This window comes from Luteimonas sp. e5 (assembly GCF_054031035.1).
This window is the reverse complement of the sequence record NZ_JBSTRX010000001.1, coordinates 332,056-347,118: the sequence shown is the minus strand read 5'-3', so window position 1 is coordinate 347,118 and position 15,063 is coordinate 332,056. Positions and strand designations below refer to the sequence as shown.

Annotated in this window: 11 protein-coding genes and 1 pseudogene; 3 read left to right on the top strand and 9 right to left on the bottom strand. The window is 59.9% G+C overall.

Going from position 1 to position 15,063, the window contains the following annotated elements:
- Positions 1-151 precede the first annotated feature (151 nt).
- The 3 genes from ACW11F_RS01705 to ACW11F_RS01695 form a co-directional block, all read right to left on the bottom strand.
- Positions 152-625 carry a hypothetical protein gene (locus tag ACW11F_RS01705; RefSeq protein ID WP_456995195.1) on the bottom strand — a complete coding sequence of 158 codons (474 nt, stop codon included), beginning with the start codon at positions 623-625 and terminating at the stop codon, positions 152-154.
- A 97-nt stretch (positions 626-722) separates the two neighbouring features.
- Positions 723-1,583 carry a nuclease-related domain-containing protein gene (locus tag ACW11F_RS01700; RefSeq protein ID WP_456995194.1) on the bottom strand — a complete coding sequence of 287 codons (861 nt, stop codon included), beginning with the start codon at positions 1,581-1,583 and terminating at the stop codon, positions 723-725.
- Between the two features lie 144 nt (positions 1,584-1,727).
- Positions 1,728-2,615, bottom strand: coding sequence for a hypothetical protein (locus ACW11F_RS01695; RefSeq protein ID WP_456995193.1), 888 nt, complete (start codon positions 2,613-2,615; stop codon positions 1,728-1,730).
- Positions 2,616-3,015: 400 nt separating this feature from the next.
- Between ACW11F_RS01695 and ACW11F_RS01690 the strand changes: the two genes are divergently transcribed.
- Positions 3,016-3,318, top strand: coding sequence for a helix-turn-helix domain-containing protein (locus tag ACW11F_RS01690; protein ID WP_456995192.1), 303 nt, complete (start codon positions 3,016-3,018; stop codon positions 3,316-3,318).
- Positions 3,319-3,951: 633 nt separating this feature from the next.
- Positions 3,952-4,509 (top strand): DNA-binding protein, encoded by a 558-nt coding sequence (locus ACW11F_RS01685; protein WP_456995191.1) that lies wholly within the window; start codon positions 3,952-3,954, stop codon positions 4,507-4,509.
- A gap of 176 nt (positions 4,510-4,685) precedes the next feature.
- Here ACW11F_RS01685 and ACW11F_RS01680 read toward each other — a convergent pair whose 3' ends face one another.
- On the bottom strand, positions 4,686-5,348 hold the full coding sequence (locus ACW11F_RS01680; protein ID WP_456995190.1) for a hypothetical protein: 663 nt from the start codon (positions 5,346-5,348) through the stop codon (positions 4,686-4,688).
- Between the two features lie 773 nt (positions 5,349-6,121).
- Here ACW11F_RS01680 and ACW11F_RS01675 point away from each other — a divergent pair.
- Complete coding sequence (locus tag ACW11F_RS01675) at positions 6,122-7,081, top strand: tetratricopeptide repeat protein (RefSeq protein ID WP_456995189.1); 960 nt, start codon at positions 6,122-6,124, stop codon at positions 7,079-7,081.
- Between the two features lie 38 nt (positions 7,082-7,119).
- Here the strand turns inward: ACW11F_RS01675 and ACW11F_RS01670 are convergent.
- The 5 genes and pseudogenes from ACW11F_RS01670 to ACW11F_RS01650 all read right to left on the bottom strand — a co-directional run.
- Positions 7,120-7,483 (bottom strand): annotated as a pseudogene (locus ACW11F_RS01670) (transposase family protein); the annotation flags it as partial.
- Positions 7,484-7,598: 115 nt separating this feature from the next.
- Complete coding sequence (locus tag ACW11F_RS01665; RefSeq protein ID WP_456995188.1) at positions 7,599-8,819, bottom strand: hypothetical protein; 1,221 nt, start codon at positions 8,817-8,819, stop codon at positions 7,599-7,601.
- A gap of 327 nt (positions 8,820-9,146) precedes the next feature.
- The gene (locus ACW11F_RS01660; RefSeq protein ID WP_456995187.1) at positions 9,147-9,527 is read right to left on the bottom strand and encodes a hypothetical protein; all 381 of its coding nucleotides are present in this window, start codon (positions 9,525-9,527) and stop codon (positions 9,147-9,149) included.
- 46 nt (positions 9,528-9,573) lie between these two features.
- On the bottom strand, positions 9,574-9,888 hold the full coding sequence (locus ACW11F_RS01655) for a hypothetical protein (RefSeq protein WP_456995186.1): 315 nt from the start codon (positions 9,886-9,888) through the stop codon (positions 9,574-9,576).
- 10 nt (positions 9,889-9,898) lie between these two features.
- Entirely contained in the window at positions 9,899-14,830 is a 4,932-nt protein-coding gene (locus tag ACW11F_RS01650) for a DEAD/DEAH box helicase (RefSeq protein WP_456995185.1), read from the bottom strand.
- Positions 14,831-15,063: the final 233 nt, after the last annotated feature.

Sequence of the window (15,063 nt, the reverse complement as noted above, 5' to 3'; positions counted from 1 at the left end):
AGCGCGCCGCCTGCTTAGTACTTGTTGTCTCAAGCAATCGCTTCTACAAATCCTGCTTGATCAGCAAGATTTGATCACGAGAAAGGATCGAGCCTCCGACGGACTCCAACCCAATCGAGTCGGTGAAGTGGTCGTCGCTGTCTGTACTCTGTCACGCGTACGGGTCAGAATCCAAGCCGATGCCGGTCCCACTATCAAACAGATCGCTACAACCATAAAAATTTCCTCCAAGGTCGAAACATCCGATCATTGGCAATCCAGTCGCCGGATTGATCTCGGAGAAAGGAAAGTCACTGTTCGATCGGTCCCATTCCGAGCTTGTCGCGACATGGTCCTCAAGCAACTCCTGAGTGTTCAGATCGTCCTCCAGCCAATCGAACCCTTGCCAGTCATCGTCGGCATCGCTGACTTCGAGCATCGAAGTGTGAACCTCGCTGAGTTGGCTGCTGCTTCCGCCTGTCACAGACGCGCTCAACATTGCTGCTCCACTCGGTTGTTCTTTGCTGGTTGCCTCATCGCGTTGGTGCCAAATGCTGGGAAACACGACGTCATCCTCCCGCCTCCTTGGCCGGAGTACGAAGTAAAGGACCGCGACTACCACGGAAAGAACGAGCAGATTCAACATGGAGGAACTCCTGACTGAAGCTCATGAGCGGTGCTTGTAGAACAGAGCATGGCATGGTGTGCACTCTCGGTGCACACCATGCGGTTTTCTGCCGGTCTCATCCAGCAGCGGCTCGTGGCGCTGCATGCGCCATTCGACGCTGCTGGTGACGTCGCGCGTGGTGCGCGTGGTCACGTTTGATCGTGTCCAGAACCTTCGCCAAATCCGAATCGGGCAGTGCTTGGCCTTGCGAGATCGTTCGGGCCAAGTCCCAGTCGGACAACACCACCACCTCCGCGGCTGGCTGATCCAAGCGGGCGATTGCGGATTTCTGATGGCTCAGTACCACCACCCGATGGGCGCGAACACCTGGGACGCTGCGCTGCAAGAACTCGACGAGCTTGTCCGTCGGCTCGTTCAACTGTCGAGAGGGTGAGCGGCCGCGCCTGTCCGCGATCTGTTTCCCTGTCTCCTTCAGATTGCCGTAGTTGTCGTATTTGTCACTGGTGAAGCTGTCGCCAATGACCGTCACCACGCCGTTGATGTTCTTGATCTCGATGGTGAATAGCCCGCCAGGACCGACCAGGACCTGGTCAATCTCGCCTTTCGGATTGCGATAGCCACCAAACAACGTCCAGGTATCGGGCAGGAAGCGTGCCAAATGGTCGGCGACGCGCTCTTCGCCTTCGTTGCCGACCGCCCATATCCGCTCCTGCTCGGTCTCACCACGCATTTGCGGCGGGGTCGGCCAGCCGACCATGCTGCGCCATTGGCCCACCCACCAGTTCCAGAGCGCCTTCGCAATCTTCCGATCCTCCCACGCCTCGCGTGATGCTCGCCGTGCCTCGTCGACCCGGGCCTGCTGGGCAGCTTGCGCAGCCTCGAACTGCTCCATTGCGCGCGAATACGCGTCCTTCCGCTCCTGCACTGCCGCGTTGATCTGATCCGCGGTGTGATCTGACAGCGTGATACGTTTCATCCAAAGCTCCTTTTGCAATTTAGATTGATGGTCGAATGGTGATCGACCAGACTTCCATGAACCACTCCCAGGTCGTTCTCAAAGTTGTCACATGAATTCCCGCGACGGATCGATTGGCGCAAATGCGGGAAGGGTCATCCCAAGTCAATCGTGATACTCAACTCGACGGAACTCCAACATGGCGGTTCCATCTGGTCGCTCCACCCGTCGTTTCAGCCAATTCCCCTTTGCGTCGATTTCGGTCGGGACGTATCTGAACTCCCCACCATCCGCCAATCTTGACCAGGTGACATCCCCGCGCGCGCTGTATCGCCATGCCTCGCTACGCGTTGGGCCACCCTTCACAGGTGTGTATCGTCCTTCAACGAAAACTCCACCGTCACGCTCCTGGCGAATCGTGCACTCGACCTCATACAAACTGTCCATCGGGTCCGGCTGGGGACCTCCGATGACGATTGGTGTCAACCCATCCAGATGTCCGATGAGTGCAGTACCCGACTGGTACCGTCCGTCGACATAGCGTGCCGAGAAAAGCCCGTCCTCGCTGTAAAGGCGGACCACCCCATTTCCAGTCGACCGCCACTCCGGCGAACTCAAGCGCACGCCATGAGCGTCCACGGGCGAGAGTCGCTCGACTCGGTCTGTTCCGAAGGAGCTGGTGGAGTGCACGCTCACCGGATATTTTGTGTCACCCTCATATGAATAGGCGTCTTCGCTCCATGTCGTGGGTGTCGTGCTGTTCTCCCGGGTTTTCAGCACGCGACCATGATCGTCGAGGATCATGATCTTTGCAGGGTTCCTGCCATATGCGGCACACTTTTCGGGACCTTCCCAATCTTGGCAGCCCCACTCTTCAAACTGTTTCACACCTTGGCCAGCCAGGTGATGCAAGGCATCCGCCGTGGTGTGTCGCAGCCAGTTGAACTTCCTTGCAGAAGTATCCAGCCTTGTGTTGCAGAACATGTTGTACGCCTCGCTTTGTGCTGGCATCCACGCCAGCACTGCCAATACTGTGAGGGTGATCTTTTTCATGTCATCTGCCCTTTGTTGATGGGTGAGCAAAACCAAGAAAGTGAACGATCGAGGGAGACGGGGCGCATGCTGTGCCCGGGTTTGCGTCAATCGCTCGACTCACGGCGCAGCGCCGAACCACTCTGAACATTGGCGATCTCGTCCCGACGCAGACCAAGTCGTGCGCGGACGCGAATGCCTCCGTCGCGCTTGTCTTCCGCATCCCAGCTGTTGATCCCATGAGACGCTGGCTGGACGCTTCCTGGGTGTGGGCGGCTCTGTCCAAAGCGGCATACGCCGACCAGTGCCAAGGACAAGCGTGTGATGACCATGTTCTCTCCAGCTGCTGTGGTTAGTGATAGATGAAATTTATCTATAGAAGTTGTGACTATAGCTTCGGGGGGCCGCGGATGCGTACCCCATGCCGAAGACCCTTCACCGCCCCGAATACGACCTTTGTCGGCAAATGCTGCTGGATGCGCGGCATGAAGCCGGTCTGACCCAGGCAGCGCTGGCTGAAGCGTGGGGTGTTCCTCAGGAGCGGATCAGCGCGATTGAGCGCGGCATCCGTCGTCTGGACCTTGTCGAGCTGCAGGATCTTTGCGAGCTGCTTGGTGTCGACATGCTGGCGTTCGTCGCGTCGTTCCAAGCGGGAACGCAAGGTCTCGGTGTCCCGACGCGAAAGCCGGCCAAGCCGACCGGCCAACCTAGACATCGGCGCTAGGTTCTCGCGGCTCCCCGTCGCCTGTGCTGCACAGGTAGGCTTGCAAGGCAAGTCGAGCCAGTGTGACGCGTTCGAACCGGTCGTCTGGCCCGTCGTCGGTGATCGGCAAGAGTTCGTAGAGCTGCGACGTGAATTCCAGCGTTTGGTCGCCAAGCTTTGAACCGCGACTGCGCACCCTGCGCCAGACTCTCGCTGCCAACGCCAGATCCGCGGCCCTTGTTGGCCATCCATGAGTACGCGCCCAACGGATGGCGCGAAGCAGCTCCGGGTCCGGGCTGCGCGGGTCGTTCGACATGGTGATTTCCTATGACGCCACCGCTCGTGGCGTACCCCAGAAATCACGAATCGGACGCGAGCAAAGTTAGCCCTGGTTTTTCTTGATCATGTAACCCGTGATTTACAAGGGGCGGGCGAACAGCCCAGATCTCAGCAAGCCTGTCGGAGCCACAACACGCACGCCAGTCACCACAGTTGCCAGCTGCCCGCCAGGAGGAATTGCAAGGAATTAATCGTGTCCACTTCCCAGAGGCACACGACCGCGTGACGATGATGAGGCAACCGCGCGTTCCGTGTAGCGAACCTGTATTCCGTAGCGGTTGTATCGCGCTACACGCTACAACTTTGGAGGCTCTGATGGCACTCACGGAAGAAGACGTTTTCGCAGCCGCAAGCGCACTGGACGCCGAAGGCATCCGCCCGACGCAAAAGGCAGTGCGGGAGCGCCTCGGCGGCGGCTCGTTCACGACCATTGCCGCCGCGATGCAGGTCTGGCACCAGCGGCGCTCGGCACCTGCCGCCACACGCATCCCAATCCCCGATGTCCTCAGCAAATCCATGGAGGAGGCAACGCAGCAGGTGTGGGACTGTGCCGTGTCCGAAATGGACATCCGGCTGCGGGACGAGCGCCGGGCGTTGCGCGATGCACATGCTGCGCACGCGCTACAGGTCGCCGACTATCGGGAAGCTCTGGACACACTGCAGGAGGAGCACGCGCAGGCTGGCCGCGCTTTGGAACAGCGGGATCAGCAAATTCAGGCACTGGAAAACGAGTTGCGCGACGCGCTGGATCGGACGATCGCCGCAGAAGCTCGCTTGGCGGAATGTGCGGCGGCACTGACAGCCGAGCGAGAGGCTCGCCGAGAAGCCCAAAGCGCATTGAAGGCCGCACTACGCAGTGACCCGCGCCGATAAAGACCCTGTGCATCCAAGGTCCGGCGCTGGAGAACCGATGGGTCAGTTCGTGGGTCATGAGGCAGGACCGAGGTTGCGTTGCAGCTGGCACTCTCAGCGTCGTCTCATGCGCGTGCGATCGCACGCGACGCACCGTGTCGCTGTGCCGGATCCAAGTCGACTGCCTGGCACCAGCGTCAGTGGAAGTCGAGGCGTACTGGGGTGCCTGTCGGCGGGATCGACGGATCCCCGTGGACGACTTCGGCAATCTCCCAGAACGGACCCATGTCCTTGGAAAGCAGCGGAATGGGAACCAGCTCCTCCTCCTCGACGTGGTATCCCTCGCGGCGGCACTTTTCGACAACCTGGTCCTTGTAGCGAAGCTGGGTGCCGAAGAGCCCCAGCACGTACCTGCGCAGATCCTTGCCCACGTTGCGCATGTGCTGAACAGGGTCCTTGGTGGCTGCCTTCTCCATCGCATCCACGGTCTGGATCAAGGTATACACCTTCAGCATTGCGGCATGGCAGACCGCCTGCTCCCGGATATCCAGCGTCTTGGCAAAGCGCTCGACATCTTCCATGTCCTCGCCCAACGAATACCCCTCGCGTGCGGCCGCCTTGTTGATCGACCTCCGATAGCTCTCCGCCTTGCGGTGCACCACGTAGATCAGGTTGCGGTAGGACTGGTGCGCTCGGATCGCCTCAGCCGCGTCCCAGTCTTCCCAGGACTCGAGGATTTTCTCCAGCTTCGTGCGGATTTCCGAGATCTCGAACACCTCCCAGACGTTGATCAACACGTCATGCGAGGTGATCGGGATGCGGGTGTACGGCGGCCGGCGGACAGGCTTCATGGGGAGCATCGGCTTTCCCTTCTGTGGTTGAGGTGGCCCAAACGAACCACACCTTTGCCGTTTCAAAAGTTAGCACGCAAGAAACATCGGCACGTTGTCCGAAATGGACGAGTAGTTCGGCATCACGTGATTGTCATGACCACGAGGTGGCGAGCCGCCACACCTTGCGCATGCCCGTGAGTGTGCCCAACAAGCCGACGTCGGACTCTCAGAACGCGTACCGCAGTTCGACCGACGCTCACGGGCCGCCCTCAAGCAAGCCTTGACATGGATCCAAAAGCATCGTGAGTCACAGCCGAAAGGCGAGATGCAGGTCGAAGTCCATGTGACGGGCAACGGTCACACATCGGCTGCCGACCATTTGGAGGAACTTGTCGGCCGCGACTCGCTCGAGCTCGTCCGAGAGCAGAGAAGCTCGCATGACCAGCAGGCAACCCTTCCCGAACGCTCCGGCCGCCGAAAGATCGGTGATGCCCTCCCGTCGCCGCAATGCATCGGTGGCCCGACTGCTGGATCAGAGGTTCCCGTTGGTGGGTCAGTAAGCGCATGGAGCACCGGGCGGTGACGCCTGGTCGAGCCCCGAGTCTTGCGTGTAGTCGTGTAGGCGATCCGGGCTGATTCTTCCGCGTGTCAAGCATGCGGCTTGGCGCCTTGACGCCGTATCGACGCGTATCAACGATAAGTTATAGTTCATCTATAGATGAAAAAGACGAGAAGGCGAAAATGCGCCGCCCTCGCCGGCACATCCGCCCAACAGCCACCGATCGGACTAGGGGAGTCACATGAACGTCAAAGTCTTGAAGCCGCTTGCAATTTGGCTGCTGGTACCGCGTCGCGAGTTCATACGTGAAGCGAGGTTGCTTGCCATGCTCGTGTTCGCGCTCTTGGCCATACCTCCGGCGTCGTGGGCTGGGCCGCAGCAGGAAGATCCGGAAACCGAAGCGATCGTAGCCTTCTATCGGAAAGCCAATGAGGCGGTTACCGACCTCAAGCGCAGGGCGAACGCCGGCCACGCGGAATCCCAGTTCGTGCTGGGTGCAGCCTATTACGATCAAGGCTTGCCGGGCCTTGAGCACGATGAAACGCAAGCGCTGCCGTGGTTGCTGAAATCCGCCGGCGCGGGGTACGCGGAGGCGATGACCGCGCTGGCCGTCATCCATGCACAGGGGCGTGTCGTCCCTGCGAGCGAGTCTGAATCAGACGAGTGGCTGCGCAAGGCGGGCTCGGGTGACCGCCGCGCCATATTCCTGCGGATGTATCGGCAAGCAGGCGGCAGGCTCACGGACCCACCATTCGAGCGCATGGGCGCGTTGGCGCTACCGAGGGACTTGGCGTTCGAAAATGCTTGGTACAAGGAGCAGGCTCAGTTGGGCAACGCGGAGGCGGCGCGCCAAGGCGGCTGGAATCATGGCTTGGGACGTGGTGTCGAGCGAAGCGAGTTGATGGGCATTGCAGTGTTGATCGCAGCTGCCAAGAACGGATCCGCGCAAGCTGGCCATGACTTGACGATGGTCACCCGGAACAAGGCCTCGGCAAAGACAACTCGAGAACTAAGTGTCGTGCTGATGCTTAACGAGCAACCAGTGACGATTGCTCAAGGAACCGAGGTGCGCGTGCTGGTCCACAGTGCTGATGACTCCATGGTGTATTTCCCGTCGCGGCGCAGTGCAGCGCTTGTCCCAACGGATGCACTACGCGTCATTTCCTCGGCGAATCACCTGAGCAGTCCATGGGATCCGTAATCAGCGATGTGACCTGCCCCAAATTTCCTTACCAGTGATTACTGGTATAGCCCGAAGTTGAAGGGTACTGCACTCGTGTTGGCCTGGGATCGGTGGTTCGCGGCGATGTGTGCTGGCGGGATACGACCACCGCCACTGTGAGGCCTGGCTGCGTTGTAGGCACGCCGACTGTTGGCGATGACGTCACCGGCGGCCACGAGGGAAGAGCCAGTGTTCGTTTAGTCATTCAGCCCGGAAACTGCGGTTGAAGCTCTCCATGCATCCGCTCTGCATCGGTTTGCGAGGCTGGATCAGGATGTGCCGGATGCCGTGCCGCTGCGTCGAGGCCAGGAACGCGCGACTGGTGAACTCGGGGCCCTTGTCGGTGCGCACGGTGGTGGGAAAGCCGCGGAAGCAGGCGATCAGCTAAGTACTGAATCGACTTTTTTTCATGTCCGTCCTCTTTTTTGACGGACTTTACAGCTTCGCTGGGTACGGCTCAGCGGGGCAGGTCAATCGCAACTTGTGGAGCGCGGAGTCACGGCGCCGGCAGGATCGGGAATCTGTCTCCGCGATTGACGCGCCAAATCGCATGGCCGTTGGGCATGTGCTCTTTCAGCCATGCATGCACCGTGATCTTTCGCATTAAATATTCTTCACTGGTCAGTCCATCGACTTCCAGAATGAAATCCTCGCCATCTGAGAGGTGAAGGCGAAAGTCCGGGCGAAAAGGTATGCTTGTCGGTTGATATATGTCTTTCGTAAATTTGTAACCCGCAGAAGCAAGGCGGTCGGCACAGTCCAGCTCGTACGAAGACTCCACAGGGATCCAGGTATCGGTGGTGGCCACGAGGCCAATGGCACCGACTCGAATTTCTCCCTTCCGATCCTTTTCAATATCGGCAGCGAAGATGATTTTGCCGCGAGCTCGTGGCAGGCCGGAAAAGATCGACTTTACGCATCGAGAAGTCGCTCTTCTAAGTGCATATTGCCATTTTTTCAGATCTATTCGTAAGGAACCCTCAACTCCCAGGATGCGCAGCTCCACCGATGATGATGTATACCTCCGGCCAATAATATGGCCGATCACAACGACTCGTCCGCTGCGGCCGATGACTTCTGAAAGACGTCTACTGGACGCGGAAAGGCCTAGGACGATGGGCTGAACTGCCTTGGCCCCCGCTGCGTGCGCTGAGGCAATATCGTGAAACCGCCCGGCTACAAATTGCCAGGCTCTAGGGGCAGTACCAGGGTCGAATCGATTCAGCTCTGAAGCATCGATCAGTGCCAAAAGGCCTGCACCCAATGTCCGAGTCCCGACGGGCATTCGTGACGGAGGGCGTCTGTCATGAGATGTGTCAGCGGCTGCGTGGCGACGACCAATTGGTGGAGGTGCGCAAATCCTGTCCAGACCGTGCGCGCGCCAGCGATCACGATCGAGGTCAATGGCGATTTGGGCGAAAGCGCTGAAACGATCACATTGCGGAGAATGAAGCTCACCTCCACGCGCTAGATTGCATATTTCGAGTCTGCCGTTGCGGACGCGCAGGTACATTGAAGGCCCATTTTGCACGCAGCCGCAAATTGCAGAACGAATCGTGCCCGATAGAAACAGATCCTTGATTTTTCTTTTTACGCGCTCCTGCGTCAGATCTTGATGCGGTATCTCTAAGACCAGCCGTCCATTCTTCGCAAGAAATCCGATATGGCCAAGTCTGACTTCTGTTGTTTGGTGGCGTGACTCGTCATGGGGGCGCATGGCAATTCCTGAGATTGTTCATCTCAGGGTACATGCTGTTTCCGTCGACAAAGTCCGGATTCAGCGGTCAAAAACGGGGTGAATCGGACACTTTGCTCGTACTCCAGTTTCTGGCGGAGATCCCACACCCTCGCGACGCAAGCAGCGGAGCCAACGCCGGAGTGATTGGCTAAGAAGCTTGCGTCCTGGCAAAGCCGGAGTGCCACCTGCCTTTCCCTGTTGCGCCTGCCTTTCCCTGTTGCGAAGGTGTTCCCGCGCGTGAGCAGAGAAATAGCCACGTCAGGCACGCGCCTTATGGATGGATTCGTGCCGTGATGCCGAAGGCTGCTATTGCGCCTCTGGCGTTTCGTCCTCAGTTTCCGGCGTCTCGTCCTCTTCTGTGTCCTTGAGCTGGATGTAGATGCATGTCACTGCTCCGTCCGTCAGGACGACGCTGTAACGCAGGTCGCAGTGCAGGGCGGCGAACAGGACAGGCAGCTGCTCATTGCCCCACCGGTTCGGCAGGAAGGCCACCCGCTGGCCTGGTTGGCAGGCGTCAGCTGCACCATCCACGGTGTTCGTCACGCATAGCGCCTGCTGATTCAACGCTGGTTCCGAGTGGGTCTCGTCGTCATGCGTGGTTGCGGGTCCCGCCGGTGCAGGCGGGTCCTGTCGGCAGCCGGCGAGCATGGCGATGGTGATCAAGGTCGGCAAAATGAGTTGGCGCACTGTTCCTCCTTGGAGTGGTGTTTCCGCAATATCGGCAATGCCGAATCTAGCCCTGCACGTTGAATCGCGTTTTCAGCTGTCCCACCGTGGTGCGACAGGCGGGAGTCCTCGGGCGGCAGGCGGTGTTCTGGTTTCCGAACACGCCGACTTCCTGGATCGCGTGGTGCGGCTCGACCGTCTTGATCCATTGCACCGGCACGAAGTATTCGATGACTTCCTTGCCGATCAGCATCCACTCGGGCGACAGGATGCGCGGTTCCGCGAGGATCATGTCCTGCAGCAGCTGTTCGGATTGGAGCTTGCCGCCGGCGAGCATCTGCGGGGATTGCGAGACTGTCCACAGCGCGTGTTGGATCGGCACGGAGGTCTCCTCAGGCTCGATTGGCCTTGGGTGCCACGTCGAGTGGGTGGATATCCAGCTTGGGCAATGCATTGACGATCTTCATCGTTTCCAGGCTGACGGTGATCACGCGCAGGAACAGTTCGAGTGGATAGCGCGGGTTGCCCATGGTTTCGATGGCCCAGTCGTTGGCGTCGTTGACGATGCCGCTGGCCTTGTCGGTTTTGACCACCTGGCGTTCCACCACCCAGTCCAGTGCCGGCTTGCCGTTGACGACGTAGTCATAGGCTTCCATCGGGATTCCCGTGACGGTGATCCTGTCGTTGTAGTGCAGGATGGTCTTGTCCTTGCCCTTGCCGTAACGCATCTTCTCGACGCGGTAGTCGGCATCGGTCAGCGTCTTGCCGCCGGTATCGACCTTGGCGCCCTTGTACATGGGCACGGTTTCGTAGTTCAGGTGCAGCTCGGCCAGGTCGCGACCGGCCTGGCTGAACGCCCAAAAGTCCTTGGTCGAGGCCACGCGCGGGATGCGCGGCAGCTCCTTGGACAAGTTGTCGGCGTAACGCTCCCGGTAATCGGGGGAATGCAGGATGCCGTAGATGTAATAGAACAGGTCTTCCTTGCTGATCGTCTCGCCGGGATATGCGGTCTGGAAGTGGGCGACACCGGTGTCGGTGATAGCATCGCGGCGCTCTCCTTGAGAAGCATCGCCGGCGAACAAGCCGGGCTTGTCATCAGAGTCGTCATTATTCGTCTCTTGGGCGGTGTCGTACAGGTAGAGCGGGAAGCATTGCCCTTTTTCAATGTTGTCGTAGTTCGGAATTGTGTTCCCGATCAGCGCCGAAAAACCCTTCGAGCTACCCGTTCCAAGTGTACAGATCACCAAGTTCTCGGAATCCGCGTGGGGAAAGAGACGCGGCATTTGGTAGACCCTCTCATTGAGCCGCCGATTGAAGTAGGCCCACTGCTTGGTGAAGGGCCGGTACAGACTCTGTACTACGCCATCACTCTCGAATGAATGCTTGCGGTCCATCACCAGTTCCTGCTTAAGGTTGGCAGTCCAACTGATCTTGCTCGCATCGGTGTCGATGAACTTGTCGACCTTCGCTTTCTTGTCCTTTGGGGCCTGGCCTTCAACGGCTTCACTGAAACGCTTCCGCTCACTGTTGTAGAAGCGGATCATGCGTTTCATGTTGCCAACCATGGCTTGCTGACTGGCGTTGTACGCCCACGCATCACGCGCGGTCAAAATGCCCTGCGAGTAGTTTTCGAAGATGGCTGATTGCGTGCTGCTTTTGTCGCCCATCACCACGAAAGTGCTGAAGCTGTCATCACGCTGGTTGAGCCAATCGCCGTGCTCGTCGGGCACGATCTTCTGCCAATCGTGGACGCCGCCGACATCCCTGAACTCGGCAATTTTCGCCAGCTTGTCCTCGCGGCTCAGATAGTCGCCGATGTCGTGAAACAGGATCTTTCCACGCTGCTCGGCGGCCGGATTCTTGACCAGCAGGCTGATGGCGATGGGGGCGCGACTGCCGACGCCGAAAACATTGTCCTTTTCCTTGCGCCGCGTTTCCCCGGACGTACGTGCATTCCCACGCAAATGGAACACATGCAGGCTGGAGAACTCGTCCGTCAAGCACTTGCGCAGGCCATCAGCAGACTGGGAATCCAGCCAGCCGGCATTGGTGACAAAGCCGATCACGCCGGCATCACCGACCCGGTCGCTGGCCCAGCGGATCGCGCGGATATAGCTGTCGTACAAGCCTTTCGCCAGTGTTGCGGTAGAACGTGCCGCATAGGTGTCGCGAATGCGTGCATCAAGATGTGGGTAGGCAACGTTTTCTGCGTTGTCGTTCTCGTTGCGCTGCCCGATCGAGTACGGCGGATTGCCGACGATCACCCGAATGTCCAGCGCCTTCTGCCGCTTGCGGCGCTTGCTGTTGATCTCCAGGACTTCGCTGACCAGGTCCTCCTTTTCGTACATCTGGAAGGTGTCGGTCAGCAGGATGCCTTCGAACGGCACGTAATCGCCGCCGACGATGTCGTGATAGGTGGACTCGATGTTGATCGCCGCGATGTAGTAGGCCAGCAGCACGATCTCGTTGGCGTGCAGCTCGTGCCGGTACTTGTGCGGCAGCTGCTCGGGCGAGATCAGGCCGCTTTGCATCAGCCGGGTGACGAAGGTGCCGGTGCCGGTGAACGGGTCGAGGATATGAACGTTCTTGCTGCCCAGCTCCTCGCCGAACTCGGTCTTCAGCAGGTGCTGCACGCTGTGCAGGATGAAGTCGACCACTTCGACCGGGGTGTAGACGATGCCCAGCCGTTCGGTCATGCGCGGGAAGGCGGTGCGGAAGAACTTGTCGTACAGCTCGACGATGATCTTCTGCTTGCCGACGGCGCTGTCGATGCCTTCGGCACGCAACTTCACGCTGTCGTAGAACGACTTCAGGGTTTCCGCTTCTTTTTCGAGGTGATGCTCCTGCAGCACGTCCAGCACGGACTGCATGGCCTTGGACATGGGGTTGTGCTGGGCAAAACTGTACTTGTCGAACAGCGCATCGAACACCGGCTTGGTGATCAGGTGCTGGGCGAGCATCTCGACGATCTCGCCGTCGGTGATGCTGTCGTTCAAGTCATCCCGGAGTTCGTGGGCGAATTGCGCAAAGGCTTCACGTTCGCGCGTGTTGTCGGGGTTCTCGAGGATGCCTTCGATGCGATCGATGTGGGTCCGGGCGATCTGGGCGATGTCCTTGGCCCAGTCTTCCCAGTGGTGGCGATTGCCGACCTTCTGCACCAGCTTGGCGTAGATGGCACGTTCGATCTCGCCGATTTCGAACTCGATCTGCTGCTGCTCGGGCTGGTCCTGCACGGCGGCGGTGCCAATGCTCTGGCCGCCGCGGGCGCGGTTGCGCGCCTTGTCGGATTTCGACAGCTTGGCGGCCTTGCGCTGGATGGAGTCGGTGACCGCGATGACTTCCATCTTGCTGGTGTCGCGGCCGATCAGATCGAGCTTGTTGACCATCGCGTCGAAACGGTCATCGTGCGAGCGCAGCGCTTGCAGGACCTGCCACACGACCTTGTAGGTCTTGTTATCGTTCAGTGCCTCGTGCGGCTCGGTGCCGGCCGGGATCACCACCGGCAGCACGATGTAGCCGCGGGTCTTGCCGGACGCATTGCGCATGACGCGGCCCACCGACTGCACCACGTCCACCTGCGAGTTGCGCGGGGTGAGGAACAGCACCGCATCCAGCGCCGGCACGTCCACGCCCTCGGACAGGCAGCGCACGTTGCTGAGGATGCGGCAGGTGTTGGCCGGCGGGGTTTGCTTGAGCCAGTTGAGCTTTTCCTCTTTCTCGGTCGCGTTCATGCTGCCGTCGACGTGCTTGGCTTCGCAGGCCAGCCGGGCGGCCGTTTCTTCCTCGGACTCTGCCGTCTGCTGGTAGGCCTCGACCACCGACTGGAACATCGCAGCGATCTGCTTGGATGCCACCTTGTGGGTCTTGCTCTTGCCACCGGACTCGATCACCTGGCAGAACGCCACGGCGCGCTGCATCGGGTGCGGGTCCATGGTCAGTTCGTCTTCGAGTCCCTGTTTGGACAGTGCCTTCCAGCAGCCGATGATCTTCGAGGCATCATCCACACGCAGCTGGTTGTCGCCGTCTTTCAACAGCGCCTGGATGCGGCGGTTGACGTGGGATTCCTCCACCGCCAGCACGATCACCTTGTAGTCGCACAGCAGGCCACGCTTGACCGCTTCGGAAAAGCTGATCGTGAACAGCGTCTTGCCGTACTGGCTGGCATCGTCCATGGAGTACAGCGCCACGTTGTCGCGCTCGGCGACGGCGCGGGCGGTGTCACCGAAGATGCGCGGGGTGGCGGTCATGTACAGCCGCTTGCGCGCATCCAGGAAGTTGACATCGTGGACCCGCACGAAAGCGCTTTCTTCCTGCCCTTCGAACGTCGCGCCGGTGGTGCGATGGGCTTCATCGCAGACGATCAGGTCGAAGGCGGGCAGGCCGTGCTTCTTCTGTGCCTGGCTGATGACGTCGATGGAGTGGTAGGTGGCGTACACCACGGACATGTGCTCGCCGTCATGGCGCTTGGCCATTTCCGCGGCGAGGCGCTGCGGATCGGTGGTGGCTGGATAGCGCAGCTCGTGGGTAAACGTCTGCACCGTGTCGTCGTCCACCTTGCGCTTCTTGCCCACATCGCTGTCCGAGCACACCGCGAAGTTGTGCAGCGGCGTGGCGCTTTCCTGGCTCCATTCGGTCAACGTCTGGCTGAGCAGCGCAAGACTGGGCACCAGGAACAGCACACGCCCGCCGCTGCCGGCCAGTTCCTCTGCGATCTTCAGGCTGGTGAACGTTTTGCCGGTGCCGCACGCCATGATCAGCTTGCCGCGGTCCTGTTCCGCCAAGCCGGCCTTGACTGCCTTCAGGGCATTTTCCTGGTGCGGACGCAGGCTCTTACGGGGTTTCAGGGTTGGCGCCTTGCTGGGCGCGTACTGCGCCCAATCGATCAGGCTCTGCTCAAGGTCGAACAGGTCGATCTTGAACACGGGCGGCTGCTGGTCGAACAGTGCGTCCTCGGCGTGCTCGGACCAGTTGGTCGACGTCGTGACGATGAGGCGGCGCGCAAAGGGCCTCTTCCCCGAGGCGGTGAAGAAGCTGTCGATGTCCTTTTTCGTGACCCTGTGGTCCTCGGCGTACAACTTGCACTGAATGGCATGCACTTCGCCGGTGTCCCGGGTGATCGCCACCAAGTCAATGCCGGTGTCACGCGCGTCCTTGCCTTCGCGCTTGGCCCAGTCCGACCAGAGCAGCACTTCGGCGTACAAATCCTGGTAGGTGGGCTCGTGGCGGAGGTAGGTGCGGATGAGCTCCTCGAAGTAGGTTCCTTTCTCGCGCTCGCTACGGGCCGCCGTGCGATAGCTGTCGAGGATGTCGGTCAATGCGGTCAAGGGCGCTTCCTTTCTGATGACACGTTGTTGCGGTGTCTTTCGTGGACTGGGTCGTGGGGCGCCGCGACAGCCGCACGGAAAGGATCCGGCAGGTCATTTGCCCCGTTGGTGCCAGTGTAGTGGACGGTTTCGGACGGGCAAATCGGAGTTGCGGACGCAGATAGGAGCGTTGGTTACGATGCGCCCGCGTTGTTGCCCAACGCCCCTCGCAGAAGCCGCCAAACGGGTCGGTC

Bases quoted from the DNA above. Each gene is read 5' to 3' on its own strand.
- ACW11F_RS01700 (WP_456995194.1), bottom strand. From the start codon at position 1,583: ATGAAACGTATCACGCTGTCAGATCACACCGCGGATCAGATCAACGCG.
- ACW11F_RS01690 (WP_456995192.1), top strand. From the start codon at position 3,016: ATGCCGAAGACCCTTCACCGCCCCGAATACGACCTTTGTCGGCAAATG.
- ACW11F_RS01685 (WP_456995191.1), top strand. From the start codon at position 3,952: ATGGCACTCACGGAAGAAGACGTTTTCGCAGCCGCAAGCGCACTGGAC.
- ACW11F_RS01705 (WP_456995195.1), bottom strand. From the start codon at position 625: ATGTTGAATCTGCTCGTTCTTTCCGTGGTAGTCGCGGTCCTTTACTTC.
- ACW11F_RS01695 (WP_456995193.1), bottom strand. From the start codon at position 2,615: ATGAAAAAGATCACCCTCACAGTATTGGCAGTGCTGGCGTGGATGCCA.
- ACW11F_RS01675 (WP_456995189.1), top strand. From the start codon at position 6,122: ATGAACGTCAAAGTCTTGAAGCCGCTTGCAATTTGGCTGCTGGTACCG.
- ACW11F_RS01680 (WP_456995190.1), bottom strand. From the start codon at position 5,348: ATGCTCCCCATGAAGCCTGTCCGCCGGCCGCCGTACACCCGCATCCCG.
- ACW11F_RS01665 (WP_456995188.1), bottom strand. From the start codon at position 8,819: ATGCGCCCCCATGACGAGTCACGCCACCAAACAACAGAAGTCAGACTT.